This is a genomic window from Salinadaptatus halalkaliphilus (assembly GCF_006543045.1).
Classification (GTDB): domain Archaea; phylum Halobacteriota; class Halobacteria; order Halobacteriales; family Natrialbaceae; genus Salinadaptatus; species Salinadaptatus halalkaliphilus.
In genome coordinates this window covers 1-13,907 of the sequence record NZ_RBZW01000008.1, presented here as the reverse complement: position 1 = coordinate 13,907, position 13,907 = coordinate 1, and the positions used below count along the sequence as shown (strand labels likewise).

General features: G+C 63.5%; 13 protein-coding genes, 1 tRNA gene and 1 pseudogene. 9 read left to right on the top strand and 6 right to left on the bottom strand.

Annotated features, from left to right (window positions below; translation table 11 throughout):
• Positions 1-194: 194 nt before the first annotated feature.
• The 3 genes from D8Y22_RS02285 (at position 195) to D8Y22_RS02275 (ending at position 3,169) form a co-directional block, all read left to right on the top strand.
• Positions 195-1,646, top strand: coding sequence for a single-stranded DNA binding protein (locus D8Y22_RS02285; RefSeq protein ID WP_141463086.1), 1,452 nt, complete (start codon positions 195-197; stop codon positions 1,644-1,646).
• A gap of 64 nt (positions 1,647-1,710) precedes the next feature.
• Positions 1,711-2,142, top strand: a complete 432-nt coding sequence (locus D8Y22_RS02280; protein WP_141463084.1) for a histone — start codon at positions 1,711-1,713, stop codon at positions 2,140-2,142.
• Between the two features lies 1 nt (position 2,143).
• Positions 2,144-3,169 carry a histone deacetylase family protein gene (locus D8Y22_RS02275; protein ID WP_141463082.1) on the top strand — a complete coding sequence of 342 codons (1,026 nt, stop codon included), beginning with the start codon at positions 2,144-2,146 and terminating at the stop codon, positions 3,167-3,169.
• Positions 3,170-3,187: 18 nt separating this feature from the next.
• Here D8Y22_RS02275 and cca read toward each other — a convergent pair whose 3' ends face one another.
• Positions 3,188-4,663 (bottom strand): CCA tRNA nucleotidyltransferase, encoded by a 1,476-nt coding sequence (gene cca / locus D8Y22_RS02270; protein ID WP_141463080.1) that lies wholly within the window; start codon positions 4,661-4,663, stop codon positions 3,188-3,190.
• A 95-nt stretch (positions 4,664-4,758) separates the two neighbouring features.
• Here cca and D8Y22_RS02265 point away from each other — a divergent pair.
• Positions 4,759-4,831, top strand: a tRNA-Asn gene (locus D8Y22_RS02265).
• A gap of 53 nt (positions 4,832-4,884) precedes the next feature.
• Here D8Y22_RS02265 and D8Y22_RS02260 read toward each other — a convergent pair.
• Entirely contained in the window at positions 4,885-5,847 is a 963-nt protein-coding gene (locus tag D8Y22_RS02260; protein ID WP_141463077.1) for an NAD-dependent epimerase/dehydratase family protein, read from the bottom strand.
• Positions 5,840-6,928, bottom strand: a complete 1,089-nt coding sequence (locus tag D8Y22_RS02255) for a polysaccharide biosynthesis protein (RefSeq protein WP_141463075.1) — start codon at positions 6,926-6,928, stop codon at positions 5,840-5,842. The genes D8Y22_RS02260 and D8Y22_RS02255 overlap by 8 nt, the downstream gene beginning before the upstream one ends.
• Positions 6,929-7,092: 164 nt before the next feature.
• Between D8Y22_RS02255 and D8Y22_RS02250 the strand changes: the two genes are divergently transcribed.
• Together D8Y22_RS02250 and D8Y22_RS02245 are read left to right on the top strand one after the other, a co-directional pair.
• A complete protein-coding gene (locus tag D8Y22_RS02250) occupies positions 7,093-8,052 on the top strand; it encodes a glycosyltransferase (protein WP_141463073.1) in 960 nt (319 codons plus the stop codon).
• A 116-nt stretch (positions 8,053-8,168) separates the two neighbouring features.
• Entirely contained in the window at positions 8,169-8,942 is a 774-nt protein-coding gene (locus D8Y22_RS02245; RefSeq protein WP_141463071.1) for an MOSC domain-containing protein, read from the top strand.
• Between the two features lie 122 nt (positions 8,943-9,064).
• On the opposite strand, the gene D8Y22_RS02240 is transcribed toward D8Y22_RS02245, so the two are convergent.
• Positions 9,065-9,289 (bottom strand): hypothetical protein, encoded by a 225-nt coding sequence (locus tag D8Y22_RS02240; protein ID WP_141463069.1) that lies wholly within the window; start codon positions 9,287-9,289, stop codon positions 9,065-9,067.
• A 214-nt stretch (positions 9,290-9,503) separates the two neighbouring features.
• Here D8Y22_RS02240 and D8Y22_RS02235 point away from each other — a divergent pair, with 214 nt between their 5' ends.
• Together D8Y22_RS02235 and D8Y22_RS02230 are read left to right on the top strand one after the other, a co-directional pair.
• Positions 9,504-11,564: a MutS-related protein gene (locus D8Y22_RS02235; RefSeq protein ID WP_141463067.1), complete on the top strand. Its 2,061-nt coding sequence runs from the start codon at positions 9,504-9,506 to the stop codon at positions 11,562-11,564.
• Positions 11,565-11,683: 119 nt separating this feature from the next.
• On the top strand, positions 11,684-11,851 hold the full coding sequence (locus D8Y22_RS02230; protein WP_141463065.1) for a DUF1059 domain-containing protein: 168 nt from the start codon (positions 11,684-11,686) through the stop codon (positions 11,849-11,851).
• A 15-nt stretch (positions 11,852-11,866) separates the two neighbouring features.
• Here the strand turns inward: D8Y22_RS02230 and D8Y22_RS02225 are convergent, their stop codons facing one another.
• Positions 11,867-12,178 (bottom strand): hypothetical protein, encoded by a 312-nt coding sequence (locus D8Y22_RS02225; RefSeq protein ID WP_141463063.1) that lies wholly within the window; start codon positions 12,176-12,178, stop codon positions 11,867-11,869.
• Positions 12,179-12,285: 107 nt separating this feature from the next.
• Here D8Y22_RS02225 and D8Y22_RS02220 point away from each other — a divergent pair, with 107 nt between their 5' ends.
• Complete coding sequence (locus D8Y22_RS02220; RefSeq protein ID WP_141463061.1) at positions 12,286-13,416, top strand: ORC1-type DNA replication protein; 1,131 nt, start codon at positions 12,286-12,288, stop codon at positions 13,414-13,416.
• 116 nt (positions 13,417-13,532) lie between these two features.
• On the opposite strand, the pseudogene D8Y22_RS02215 reads toward D8Y22_RS02220, so the two are convergent.
• Positions 13,533-13,907 (bottom strand): annotated as a pseudogene (locus D8Y22_RS02215) (SPFH domain-containing protein); the annotation flags it as partial.

Genomic DNA, 13,907 nt, shown 5'->3' with positions numbered 1-13,907 from the left:
TAGTCGACCGATTCCCCATAGCCGCGAGTTTATATGCGATGGGGCGGCCAACGGTGGTATGACCGGCGGCGAACTGGCGACTCGATCGCACGCTCTTGCGCCCTCCGACGAAGGATCGAACGTCGAGGTCCACGGCGCTCGAGCACACCGAATGGACAACGCTTATGCGCGGGCTATACATGCACGAGTATAGCATGAGCGACATCGAGGCTGTCTACGAAGACCTCGAGGCTGACGTCTCTCTCGAGGAGTTTCGCGAGGCGGTAGAAGCGAAAGTCGAGCAGATGGGGGGACTCGCGGACGAGGAGACGGCGGCGATGCTCGTCGCTCACGAGATCGGTGAGAGCGAGGTCGGCGGGATCGCCGACATCGAACCGGGGATGGAGGAAGCGAAGTTCGTCGCCAAGGTTCTCTCTATCGGCGAGATGCGAACGTTCGACCGCGACGGCGATGACGACGACGGCCGCGTCGTCAACGTTGAAGTCGCCGACGAGACCGGCTCCGTCCGGGCGGCCTTCTGGGACGAACACGCCGAAGCCGCCATCGAGGAACTCGAGGACGGACAGGTCCTGCGGATCAAGGGTCGTCCGAAGGAGGGCTTTTCCGGCGTCGAAGTCAGCGTCGACGAGGTCGAACCGGATCCCGACACCGAGATCGAGGTGACGGTGTCGGACACCCACACCGTCGAGGACCTCTCGCTTGGCCTCTCGAACGTCAACCTCGTCGGGCTCGTTCTGGATACCGATACCGTGCGAACGTTCGATCGCGACGACGGCTCCGAGGGCCGTGTCTCGAACGTGACGCTTGGCGACTCGACCGGTCGCATCCGCGTCACGCTGTGGGACGAGCAAGCCGATCTGGCCGACGACCTCGCAGCCGGGACGACCGTCGAAGTCGTCGACGGCTACGTCAAGGACCGCGACGGCAACCTCGAGCTCCACGTCGGCAACCGCGGCACCATCGAGGAGGTCGACGAAGCGGTCGAATACGTCCCGGAGAGTACACCGATCGAGGAGACCGAAATCGGTCAGACCGTCGACCTCGCCGGTGTCGTTCGCTCGGCCGATCCTAAACGTACGTTCGACCGCGACGACGGCTCCGAGGGACAGGTTCGAAACGTTCGCGTCCAGGACGCGACCGACGACATCCGCGTCGCGCTCTGGGGTGAAAAGGCGGACCTCGAGATCGGCCCCGGCGACGAGGTCGCGCTGGGCGATGTCGAGATTCAGGACGGCTGGCAGGACGACCGCGAGGCCTCCGCGGGCTGGCAGTCGACGATCACCGTCCTCGATTCAGACGCCGGCAGTAGCCAAACCAGTGATGGGGACGCCACCGCCGAGGCGTCGACCGGTCTCTCGGCATTTGCCGACGATAGCGAGGACGAGGCGGATGGTGAGACCACGACTGACGATTCGTCGACCACGCCAGCGGCCGACAGCGAGCGTGAGGCTGATACCGACGAGCCGACCGACGGCGAGCAAGTCGAGTTTACGGGTGTCGTCGTCCAAGCCGGTGACCCGGTCGTCTTAGACGATGGCGAGACGACGATGAGCGTCGCCACCGACGTCGACGTGGGGCTGGGCGAGGAGGTAACCGCCCGAGGGATCGTCCGCGATGGCCGTCTCGAGGCAAACGACGTGTTCTGAGCGGACGAGACCCCCTCGAGCGCTTAGGAAAAGCGTTAAGGGTGTTAGCTTCGCCTAGCATGGTATGAACGTCGAACTCCCGTTCGCGCCGGTGGATACGATCATCCGGCGGAACGCGGGTGATCTTCGGGTGAGTGCTGATGCGTCGAAGGAACTCGCGACGCGAATCCAGGAACACGGGAGCGAAATCGCAATCGGCGCTGCCGAGCGGGCCACCGAAGACGGGCGAAAGACGTTGATGGCCCAGGATTTCGAGGTCGAGACCGTCGTCGCCAAGAACGATCTCGAGCTCCCGGTCGCGCCGGTCGACCGCATCGCCAGGTTAGAGATCGACAACTCGTATCGCGTCTCGATGGACGCTCGCATCGCCCTCGCCGATATCCTCGAGGATTATGCGGATAACGTCGCGAGGGCGGCGGCGATACTCGCCCGGCACGCCGACCGCCGGACGATCACCGACGACGACATCGAGACGTACTTCTCGCTGTTCGAGTGAGATGCAATTTGGTTACAGCGAGATCTGTCTCGCACACGATCCCGGTCCGCGCCACCCGGAGTCGCCGGACCGGCTGCGAGCGATTCGGGAGCGACTCGCGACCAAACACGGCGTCGAGTACGTCGATGCCGATCCGGTTGGCGTAGCCGAAATCGCGACCGTCCACGACAGGGCCTACGTCGACTCCGTCGAGGAGTTCTGTGTCGACGGTGGCGGTAATTGGGACCCGGATACGATCGCGGTCGAGGAAACGTGGGATGCAGTCTGCCAGAGCGCCGGGCTCGCCTGTTGGGCCGTCGAAGCAGCTCTCGAGGGGGCAACGGGACGGAAGACGCCGTTTTCGATCGGCCGACCACCCGGTCATCACGCCGTTCCCGAGGACGCGATGGGGTTTTGTTTCGCAAACAACGTCGCCGTCGCAGCCCAGCAGGCACTCGACGACGACGCCTACGATGTCGATCGCGTGGCGATCGTCGACTGGGATGTCCACCACGGCAACGGAACGCAGGATATCTTCTACGATCGCGACGACGTTTTTTTCGTCTCGATTCACGAACAGGGACTGTATCCCGGCACCGGCAGCGTCGACGAGACCGGCGAAGGTGAGGGTGGCGGAACGACGCTGAATATTCCGATGCCTGCCGGTTCGGACGACGCGGCCTATCTCGCTGCGATCGAGGGACCGATATCGACCGCGCTCGAGGCGTACGATTTTGATCTGTTGATAATCAGCGCCGGCTTCGATGCCCACCGACACGATCCAATTTCTCGGATTCGATTGTCGACGGAGGCCTACGCGTTGATGACCGACCGGCTTCGGACGCTCGCCGACGACGTCGACGCTGCGCTGGCGTTCGTCCTCGAGGGCGGGTACGGACTCGACGTGTTGGCCGACAGCGTCGCGCTGGTGCACGAAACGTTCGACGGTCGCGAGCCGATCGAGCCCGACGGTGATCTCGAGAGTCGAGCCGAGTCCGCACTCGAAGACGTGTGCGAGGAACACGAACTGGACATCGACTTCGCGTAGTCCGGGCCACCGGTCCGATCACGGTCGTGGCTCGAAGTAGCGCCTGAGTTCGGTTCCGAACTCCTCGAGCAATCCGATACTCTCCTCACCGACGAGCACGTCGTAGTCGTCCTCGAGGGCAGTTTCGACGTGGGCACCGAGCCCGACTTCGAACAGCCGATCGCTTTCGAGAAATGCCCGGGCCGTCGTAAACGTCCGTTCGCGTTCGGCGACGTACCGATTCCCCTCGAGGAAGGGACCGTAGGTGTCCTCGTCGTCGGCGTAGGCATCGTAGAAGCCCTTTGCATGACCCTGCACGTGGACCGGCGGACCCTGATGTCGTTCGACCGCGGGACGCTCGGCGACGGCCAGTTCGACGAAGATCACGGCCGTCTCGTCGGTGAACGTCGTCCCACGGAAAACGTCGAAGCCACGGTCGTCGAGCCCCTGTGAAATGCCCGACAGCGACTTGTAGAGTTGAGGATAGAGTTGGTCCGCGACGAGATCCGGCGCGTCGAATCGGAGTGCCACGGGCGTCGTGGCCCGGCGCTCGAGGTGGGCACGCAGTTGCGACTTCGAGAGCCGGTCGGGATAACACGGCTCGAAGTACTCGACCGTCGGTTCGGCGAGGAACTCGCGAGCGTAGTGCTGGAGGCGAGCGACGTTTTCGGCCGAACAGACGGCCGCGACGTTTCGGTCGGGGTCAGTCGGGTCGATAACGACGAGCGGATCGTCGAATGGGAGGCCGGCGTCGCCTGCCTTCTCGCTTCGGGACGGCGACGCCGTCTCCCGTGGCTTGCCGTGGCTCTCGGGATCGAGTTCGATCGGCGGCTGCCAGTCGACGGCTGCCTCGAGCAGTGCTCGAAAACCGCCGTATTCACAGACGAGCAGTTCGGTGAGATAGCCGCTGAACCCGCGGGTCCGCAGATCGCTGCCGTAGACGCCGATCCCTTTCATGAAGCCTTTCGTGAGCCGAACGTCGGCGGCGAGCTCGTCGTCGAGTCGGGCCTGGAGATACTGATCGTGAAAGGGGGTGCGATCGACCGCAGACTGGATGTCAATCGCCGAGTCGAGACGGTAGCAGGGGACGATGTCGACGTCGAATCCCTCGACCTCGCCCTTGACGTAGGGGTGTTCGGCGTACTCTTCGTGGCCATCGGGGACCGCCGCGTGACCGACCTCGAGGCCGTATCGCTCGAGGGTTTCTCGCTCGAGGTCAGGCGGAAAACGAACGAAGATGTCGATATCGCGGTCGCCGCTGATCCAGGTACCGCGAGCAGACGAGCCGACCTGCATCGCGTCGGCGTCCGCACAGCGGTCGGTCGCGGCAGCCGCCGCTCGCTCCAGCAGTTGGTTCGCGACGCGCTCGAGTCGGGCCCGTTCATCGTCGTCGGGGTCGACGCGGTCTCGTACTCGAGAGACGACGGTCGCGAAGGCGTCGGTGTCGTTCCCGTCCTCGGTCGACCCGTTCGATCCGTCGTCGCACTCGTCGTGGTCGGTGTCCGCGTCGCTCATCGGTGTCCCTTTCACGTGCGGTGCGTGAAAGGGTATCGAACACGGAGCGGGCAAAACGAAAGCCCTATCAAATACACCCGATTACCAGAAAGTGAGCCGAAGTAGCTCAGATGGTAGAGCACCTCGCTGTTAACGAGGTTGTCCCAGGTTCGAGTCCTGGCTTCGGCGCTTCGTTTTCGAACAATTACTCGCGACGAGCGATAGCGCCGAGTGAACACCGTTCACGTACTGGATGCAAGACGTATTTCAGCCTTTGCCCCCTCGAGTACCGTCTCGATCCAGGTCGTGACATCACGGTCTGGGCTGACGTCGAGGTCGGAAGCGAGGGGCGTCGTCTCGACGTCGAACCGATCGATGGGTGGTAGTTCGTCCGCTGGGGGGTCACGGAGCTCGAGCGCTGGTGCCCAGCCACTCGTGTCGTGACACTGGGCGAGGATGAACCCCGCCAGCTCGAGCACGCTGTAGGCCTCGCCGCGTCCGAGGACGTACGAGCGGGCCGTCCTCTCTAGCTCGCCGAGTCGGTCGATGGCCGTCGCGACGCCATCGGCGACGTCGCTGACGTGGATGAGATCGAGTTGCTGGGTTCCCGGTCGGTGAACCGGGAGGATGTCGGCTGTGATGGCCTGCTCGAGGAAGAAGTCGACGACGGAACTGCTGCCGGCGTTGCGAGCGTCTCGAGCGCTGGACGACTCGTGTGCGCCGTAGACGTTGGTCGGGCAGAACGTGATCGATGGCACCTCGCCGTCGGTGATCGTCTGGACCGCACGCTCGCCGAGGAGCTTGGTCTCGCCGTAGATCGTGTCCGGCTCGCGAGGGGTGTCGGCCGTAATCGGCTGGCGCTTGGGGGTACCGATCGTCGCGACGCTCGAGAGGTGGACCAGCGCCACGTTCTGGCGGCGACAAGCCCACGCGACGGTCGCCGCGCCGGTGGCGTTGATCTCGAAGGCCAACCCTGACCGGTCGGCACACGCATCGATACCGACGACGCCAGTTGCGTTGACGACGTAGTCGACATCCTCGAGGAACGTAGAGACGGCCATCCGGTTCCTGACATCGACGGTCGGATACGTCTCGTGTGTCGACCCGGCTGCCGGAGACACGTCGTACCCGTTCGCACGCAGGACTGTCGTGATCGCACTGCCGACGTAGCCGGTTGCACCGAGGACGCCGACGCGATCACTCATCGGCGTCCCGTCCACGCCCGTCTGCACGCGTATCCGTACTGGGTGGGTTGTCGGTCGATCCGTCCCCGTTCGACGCCGGCGCTGGATCCTCGAGCACAGATTCGACGAGGTCGATTATGTCGGGTTGTGACAAGTAGCGGGCGTGTTTCGATGTGTACTCGGCCTCGAGATCGTTTGTGATCTCGAGATCGTCGTACTGGGGATAGAGGACGAAGCGATCGTCCCGTTCGTCAGCATACCGACGTTCGTCCTCGGCAACCAGTTTTTCGTGGTAGCGTTCGCCGGGTTTCGCACCGAGCAGTTCGATGTCGATCTCGGCGGGATCGAATCCGAATGTGGGGGCATAGTGTGCAGACATCGCCTCGGCGAGGTCGCCGATGCGGAGTGCGGGCATCTTCTTGACGAACACCTCGCCGCCGTCCATCTCGAGGCAGGAGTCGACCGCGAAGCGGGCGGCGTCGTCGGGGCCCATAACGAATCGCGTCATCTCGGGGTCGGTAACGGTAAGCGGACCGCCGCGTTTGAGCTGTTCGTAGAACAGCGGGACGACCGAGCCGTCGGTGCCGACGACGTTGCCAAAGCGGACGGAGCCAAGCGTGAGCGCGTCGGGGGGCCGATTGGCGTCGAACGAAGAGATGATTCGCTCGCCGATCAGCTTCGTTGCACCCATCGTCGAGGTAGGATTGGCCGCCTTATCGGTGCTGACGCCGAGCAGCCGATCGACGCCGGCCTCCGCAGCCGCCTCGACGACGTTTCGCGTGCCGGCGACGTTGGTCTGGACGGCGCCGTAGGGGTTGTCCTCGACCATCGGCACGTGTTTCATCGCCGCGACGTGAAAGACGACGTCGACGTCGCTCATCGCGACGGCGAGTTGATCCTTGTCCCGAACGTTTGCCAGGACGGAATCGATCTCCGGCCGACGGTCGCTGTAGGTGCCGACGAACGCCGCCAGCCGTTGCTCGCTGTTGTCGACGATCCGGACCATGGCGGGGTCACGATCGAGGATGTCGGCGACGAGTGTCGAACCGATCGAGCCACACCCGCCCGTCACGAGTACGTTCGCTCCCTCGAGTGAGGTCATGTCGCCGTGGCTACCCGCTGTCCGGCCTTTGTAATTCGAACGCTACACGAAGGCAGTCGTCGTTTGGCGACCGTACCCCATTGGCGACCCGGATCGTGTTTGCAAGCGTTGGCCTGTGTGTCGGCATTAACAATATAGCCGACGACCGATCGCTCACGCAATCGATGGACATCCTCGTGCTCACGACGTACGACGAGTCGCCGTTTCTGCTCCAGCAACTCGAGTCCCTCGCCGATCGCGGCGTCTCTCCTACTCTGCGAACGGTTCCCGGCCACGTCGAGGCGGGCGAGTCCCGGAGCGTTCGCGACTACCTCGAGTTCTTTCCGGCGGTGATGCGGGAGGCCCGGAAGGACTACGACCTGATCCACGCCCACTACGGATTGACCGTGCCGATGGCACTCCCACAGCGTCGTCTTCCCGTCGTGTGCTCGCTGTGGGGGACCGACCTCGAGGGACCGGGTCGTCCGATTTCGCGAGCCTGTGCGCCGTTTTGCGACGAGGTAATCGTGATGACGCCGGGGATGAAGCGACGCCTCGGCACCGACTGTACCGTGTTGCCGTTCGGGATCGACCTCGAGCGCTTCCAACCAGCGCCGCAGTCGCAGGCCCAGGCACGGGTCGACTGGGATTCTGACGAGCACCACGTTCTCTTTCCGTACCCGCCCGAACGCACCGTCAAGGACTATCCGCGAGCCAGACGCCTCGTTAGGACCGTCGACAACTTGCTCGAGCGTCCCGTAAACCTCCAGGTGGTTCACGGCGTCGATCACGATCGGGTGTCGACGTACATGAACGCCGCCGACGCGCTCTTTCTGACCTCCTGGCGGGAAGGGTCGCCAACGTCGGTCAAGGAGGCGATGGCGTGTAATCTGCCGGTCGTCGCAACCGACGTCGGCGATGTCCGGACCAGACTCGAGGCAGTCGATCCCTCGAGCGTCGCGAAGTCGGACGACGAACTCGTTAGGGGCCTCGTCGAGGTCCTCGAGCGAGGCGAGCGCTCGAACGGTCGCGAGGCCGTCAGAGCGGTGAGTCAGGACGCCGTCGTCGACAGGTTACTCGAGATTTACCGCCGAGCGATCGGCAACCCCATCGACACCGAACGCGTCTCGGCGACGTCGCGGTAGCGACTCCGGTAACGGTGTCCACGCGACGGACGTTCGTCGAGCCGTTCGAGTCTGGTGCCCACCGACCGCCGTTGGAACGGGTACGTATACGTCGTCGGCGACGAAACGTCCTGGTAATGGCACGACTCGAGCGACTCACAGCCTATCCCGTCAAGGGGCTCGACGGCATCGAGCTGACAGCCGCATCGATCCTCGAGGGTGGTACGCTCGCACACGACCGGGAGTTTGCGCTGTTCGACACCGACGGCGAGGTTATAAACGGCAAACGAACGGCCCTCGTCCACGACATCGAGACCGATTTCGATCCCGAGACGACCGAGCTTGTCGTGACGACCCCCGACGGCGACGGGGTCGAATTCGACCTCGAGACCGACCGCGAGCGGGCCGAAGCCTGGTTCGGCGACTACTTCGACGAATCGGTCACCCTCGAGCGCGACCGAACGCGTGGCTACGTCGATCGTCGCGAGATGGGGCCGTCGGTGATCGCCACAGCGACACTCGAAACCGTCGCCTCGTGGTTCGACGACGTGACCGTCGATGGGGTGCGCCGACGCATGCGGGCGAACCTCGAGGTGTCGGGCGTGCCGGCGTTCTGGGAGGATCGATTCGTCGGCGAGGAGGCGCCTTCGTTCGCGATCGGCGGCGTGACCCTCGAGGGCGTCACACCCTGTGGCCGGTGTGTCGTCCCCGAACGCGATCCCGAGACGGGCGAACCGACGCCCGACTTTCGCGAGCGATTCGTCCGCAAGCGCGAGGAAACCTTCCCCGCGTGGGCCGACGCGGATGCCTTCGATCACTACTACACGCTCATGCTGATCGCCCGAATTCCGGACGCCGACCGCGAACAGACGCTTCAGATTGGCGATACCGTCGAGATCGTCGACGACTGATACGGATTGGGAGCAGTCGTTGCCGATGCAACCGCGACGACTGGCTCACGAGAACGAGTCACTCGAGGGTCTCGTCTCGAACGCGAGCCTGTACCTCGCACTTACCGAGGAGTATTCGATGTTTACGCCGGGCTCGAGCCCGGCGACCGATTCCCGCGCAGGAGTGTGACGAGCCCCTGTGCGGCCAGCCCGATGACCGTCCACTTCCAGGCGACGACGGCGAGACCGAGAAACAGGAGTGCACGCGTCCGGTTGCCGTGGCTGAACGCTCGTTTGGCTTCTCGCAGTACTGAGACGACGGTAAGCGACCGCGTCGCTTTCGAACCGAGCAATTTTGTGAGTGCCATATCCGTCCGACGCGAGCCGACGGGATAACGGCGGCGCCGGACCTCGCAAGGAGAGACAGCCGTCCGACGGCGGTTGACGCTCGAGGATCGAGTGGGTCGTCCGTTCGTGGTACTCGAGTGGCTCAGACATCCATGTTCACTGTTATCACGCGACAGCTGACAAAGCCGGGCGGGAACTTTTTCTCACTTCGGTTTGATACTCTCTCGAGAAGCAATGGAGATCGAGGAGATTCCGGGCGTCGGTGCGAAGACGGCAGAGGCGCTGTCGGCGCTCGAAGCGCCCGAGCGCGCGCTGCGTTCGGGCGACGTGGCGACGATCGCGAGCGCCCCCGGAATCAGCCAGGGTCGTGCCGCCCGGATCGCCCGCGGAGCGATCAGACTGAAACACGACGATCCCGGCGGGTTTCTCGCGACCGACCGGGCACGCGAGATCTACCGCGAGGTGCTCGCGCTGCTCACCGAACGCACCGTGACTGACTACGCTGCACAGCGCCTCGAGACGCTGTACCCGAGCCCGCGCCGGTCGCGCATCGAAGAAGTTCGGGCGTTCGCCCGCGAGGCTATCGAGCGCGATCCAGACCCTGCGGTTCTCGAGGCCCTCGACGGCGTCGAACCGCTCGAGACGCCCGGTGACATCCGGGTTCGCGAGCGATGTCTCGCGACGACCGACGCCGAACGCTACAACGAGGCTCGCGAGGCGATTCCGGAACTCTCCGTCGAAGTCGTCGAGGACGCCAAGGGACTGGCAGAACTCGCCAGAGGCTACGCGACGGTGATCGCCCTCGACGAGTCCTTCGCCGGCGTCACGGTCGAGGGCGACGTTCAGGTCAGGCCCGACGCGCTCGAGCAACCCGCCGAAATCGTTCCCGAACGGCCGCTCGCTTTCTTCGCGCGCAATCGCGACCGGATCCGCGCCGCGATCGAGGTGCACCGCGTCAGCAGCCTCGAGCCCGACGGTGACTGCGATCTCGCGGCCCTGGAGGACGGGCTCGCGCGCCTCGAGGCCGACGGAACCGTCGCGGGCGACGACGAACTCGACCGGCTGACGACGGCAGTCGACGACCTCGACGCGGCGGTCAGTACGGCCGAAAGCGTCGCCAACGACAAACTTCGAGCGGCGATTCGTGAGGAGGACGTCACCATCGAGGGATCGGATCTGCTCTCGCTGGTCGAACGCGGCGCCGGTGTCGACTCGCTGCTCTCGCGGGAGCTAGCCGACGAGTACGCCGGCGCCGTCGAGACTGCCCGAAACCACCTGATCGAAGCGCTGGCACTGGACGCCGGCGAGGCCGAAATCGGCCGCCGAATCTTCGGCGAGGAGCCGACGTTCCCGGTCGACCGTGACGACGACGCTGTTTCGCGGCTACGCGAAGAGTTGACGGCGGCGAAAGACCGACGGGCTGGCCGGCTCAAGCGAGAACTTGCCGCCGACCTCGCGGATCAACGCGAGGCGGCGAAAACGTTGGTTCGAGACGCCCTCGAGCTCGATGTCGAACTCGCGATCGCCCGGTTCAGCACGGCGTATGCGTGTACGATGCCGACGTTCGTCTGGACCGAGGAGGATGCTGCGCCGACCGAGACTGGCTTCTCGATCGAGGGCGGGCGTTCACCCGTCCTCGAGGAGCCACTCGAGCAAATCGATCCCGTCGATTACGACGTCGAGGGCGTTGCCCTCCTTTCGGGGGTCAACAGCGGGGGAAAGACCTCGACGCTAGATCTGGTCGCGAGCGTCGTCGTATTGGCACACATGGGACTACCCGTTCCCGCCGAAGACGTCTATTTGCGGCGGTTCGACGACCTACACTATCACGCCAAGAGTCAGGGAACCCTCGACGCGGGGGCCTTCGAATCGACGGTCCGGGAGTTCGCCGATCTCGCCCAGGGTGGTTCGGGCTCGCTCGTCCTGGTCGACGAACTCGAGAGCATAACCGAACCTGGTGCCAGCGCGAAGATCATCGCTGGCATCCTCGAGGCGCTTGCCGAGAACGGCGCGACGGCGGTCTTCGTCTCGCACCTGGCCGACGAGATACGCGAGATGGCCGACTACGAGGTCACCGTCGACGGCATCGAGGCGGTGGGGCTGATCGAGGGTGAACTCGAGGTGAATCGGTCGCCAGTCAAAAATCATCTCGCACGGTCGACCCCGGAGTTGATCGTCGAGAAACTGGCGACCGACGCTGGGGCAGTCGAATCGACGGCGACGAACGGTGGTCGGGAAACAACCACAGAATCACCACCTCACTTCTACGAGCGACTCCTCGAGAAATTCGACTGATCGTGACCAGTGGCTGTGAGCGGGCGCCGAGAACAGACCGTCGAAATTGGGTGATAGTGGTGTCGGAACCGGACGTTGCAAGTACAACACCTACCGCCGTCCCCGCCCCATGTGATGGTATGCCCTATCAGTTCTCGTGTTCGCGAGGGAATTGTCAGTTTCTGGTCCGCTCGAGCAGCGACGAGGAGGTCGAACGACTCGTTCGTGCCCACGTCCGAATGACTCATAATACCCGGATCGATCCCGTCGACGTGGACCGCGGGATCGAACGCGTCGAACTGGCCTAAGGGGCAACGAATGTCTCACCCGCCGTGCCAGTCGAGAATCTGTTGGTGTCCCCACGGCCGACCGTCGTCATCATCTAGCGCCGCCACCGACTCGGCGTCGTGCTGTTCGAGTTCCGTAGCAACCCCCTCGACGTACCGTTCGATCGCCTCGAGCGTCGAGTCCGACTGTAAGGCGAGGGATTCGACGGTTGTATCCGGAATGTCTTCGGCAGCACCGCGGTTATCCGTCCGGACGTACTCACCGATTGCCCGCAGCGTCTCCGGAGAGTAGTCAGTGAACCGTTCGACCAAAAACTCGGGTATCTCGGCTGGTGACTCCGGCGGCATCGTAGTTAAATATCATCATTATCAACAATGAAGGTAGCGGAAACGACGGTTTCGGCGAATTCTGGGCGACCGAAGCATTAAGACGCTGCGGAAGCAGGGTGAAAGTGATGGGAGACGACCCCGAAGAGGGGATGCTGTCGTGGGACGAATCCGTGTTCAGGGACGAACACGTCTTCGAGATCGATTATCTTCCCGAGACGTTCAAACACCGCAAGGGGCAGATGGAGAGTCTCACGTACGCACTGCGTCCCGCGGTTCGGGGCTCACGGCCGTTGAACGTCATGGTTCGAGGACCACCCGGAACCGGCAAGACGACGGCCATTCAGAAACTCTTCGACGAAGTCGGTGCCCAGACGGCCGACGTGCGGACGCTGCGGGTCAACTGCCAGGTCAACGCGACTCGCTACTCGGTCTTCTCCCGGCTGTTCGAAGGGACCTTCGACTACGAACCGCCCTCTTCGGGTATCTCGTTTAAGAAGTTGTTCGGCCAGATTGCCGACAAACTCGTCGAAGACGACCGCGTCCTCGTCGTCGCCCTAGACGATGTCAACTACCTCTTCTACGAGAACGAGGCCTCGGATACGCTGTACTCACTCTTGCGTGCTCACGAGGAGTACCCCGGCGCGAAAATCGGCGTCATCGTCGTTTCGTCGGACCCCGCACTCGATGTCATCGAAGAACTCGATTCCCGGGTCCAAAGCGTCTTCCGCCCGGAAGACGTTTACTTCCCCGTCTACGACAGCCCCGAAATCGTCGACATTCTCGAGGAACGGGTCAAACGTGGCTTCCACGAGGGTGTCATCGGTCGAGAAATCCTCGACTACGTCGCGACCCTGACCGCCGAAACCGGCGACTTGCGCGTCGGCATCGACCTGTTACACCGGGCCGGACTCAACGCCGAGATGCGGGCGAGTCGAACCGTCGAGCGCCAGGATGTCACCGAGGCCTACGACAAATCGAAATACATCAGCCTCTCGCAAAGCCTCTCGGGTCTGAACGACACCGAACGGCGCCTGCTCGAGGTGATCGCCCACCACGACGGTGAGCAAGCCGGTGACGTCTACGATGCCTTCCACGACGAAACGAATCTGGGATACACTCGGTACTCCGAAATCGTCAACAAGCTCGACCAGCTCGGTCTGATCAACGCTGACTACACGAGCGTCGACGGCCGCGGTCGCTCGCGGTCGCTCTCGTTATCCTACGAGAAAGACGCAGTTCTGAATCGTCTCGATTGATACGGACCGTTGTAGTTCTTTACCGGTGATCACCGGTAAAACGCTACAACAATCCGTATGAGGCCCGAAACCGCGATCGCGACCGCGACCGAACCCGAGTGGGCCGGGCGCGGACGTCAGTGTTCGGACTGTGGCTCTTCGGCGTCGGTCGGCTCCGGTCCGCCGTCAGTCTGGAAGTCTTGATCCATCTCCTCGATAACTTCGTCGGGATCGGAGATGGTTCCGGCGTCTTTGCCCTCCTTGATCGCCTGGGCCTCCTGTTCCATCTTTTCGAGATCCATTTCGGCTTCTTCGTCGATCTCGCCGATGATCTCCGCGATGTCGTCGAGGCCAATCAGTTCGCGGGTCTCCTCGTCGAAGTCCAGGCTCTCGAGGGCGTCGCCGTCGTCTTTGACGTCGCTACCTGAGAGGTGTTTGCCGTACCGACCGACCATCGAGGTCAGTTCCTGGGGCATGACGAACGTCGTCGAGTCGCTCTGGCCGATCTGCTC

What these genes read in the sequence shown, in the direction of transcription:
- D8Y22_RS02285 (WP_141463086.1), top strand. Translation starts at nt 195, where the DNA reads ATGAGCGACATCGAGGCTGTCTACGAAGACCTCGAGGCTGACGTCTCT.
- D8Y22_RS02280 (WP_141463084.1), top strand. Translation starts at nt 1,711, where the DNA reads ATGAACGTCGAACTCCCGTTCGCGCCGGTGGATACGATCATCCGGCGG.
- D8Y22_RS02275 (WP_141463082.1), top strand. Translation starts at nt 2,144, where the DNA reads ATGCAATTTGGTTACAGCGAGATCTGTCTCGCACACGATCCCGGTCCG.
- cca (WP_141463080.1), bottom strand. Translation starts at nt 4,663, where the DNA reads ATGAGCGACGCGGACACCGACCACGACGAGTGCGACGACGGATCGAAC.
- D8Y22_RS02260 (WP_141463077.1), bottom strand. Translation starts at nt 5,847, where the DNA reads ATGAGTGATCGCGTCGGCGTCCTCGGTGCAACCGGCTACGTCGGCAGT.
- D8Y22_RS02255 (WP_141463075.1), bottom strand. Translation starts at nt 6,928, where the DNA reads ATGACCTCACTCGAGGGAGCGAACGTACTCGTGACGGGCGGGTGTGGC.
- D8Y22_RS02250 (WP_141463073.1), top strand. Translation starts at nt 7,093, where the DNA reads ATGGACATCCTCGTGCTCACGACGTACGACGAGTCGCCGTTTCTGCTC.
- D8Y22_RS02245 (WP_141463071.1), top strand. Translation starts at nt 8,169, where the DNA reads ATGGCACGACTCGAGCGACTCACAGCCTATCCCGTCAAGGGGCTCGAC.
- D8Y22_RS02240 (WP_141463069.1), bottom strand. Translation starts at nt 9,289, where the DNA reads ATGGCACTCACAAAATTGCTCGGTTCGAAAGCGACGCGGTCGCTTACC.
- D8Y22_RS02235 (WP_141463067.1), top strand. Translation starts at nt 9,504, where the DNA reads ATGGAGATCGAGGAGATTCCGGGCGTCGGTGCGAAGACGGCAGAGGCG.
- D8Y22_RS02230 (WP_141463065.1), top strand. Translation starts at nt 11,684, where the DNA reads ATGCCCTATCAGTTCTCGTGTTCGCGAGGGAATTGTCAGTTTCTGGTC.
- D8Y22_RS02225 (WP_141463063.1), bottom strand. Translation starts at nt 12,178, where the DNA reads ATGCCGCCGGAGTCACCAGCCGAGATACCCGAGTTTTTGGTCGAACGG.
- D8Y22_RS02220 (WP_141463061.1), top strand. Translation starts at nt 12,286, where the DNA reads ATGGGAGACGACCCCGAAGAGGGGATGCTGTCGTGGGACGAATCCGTG.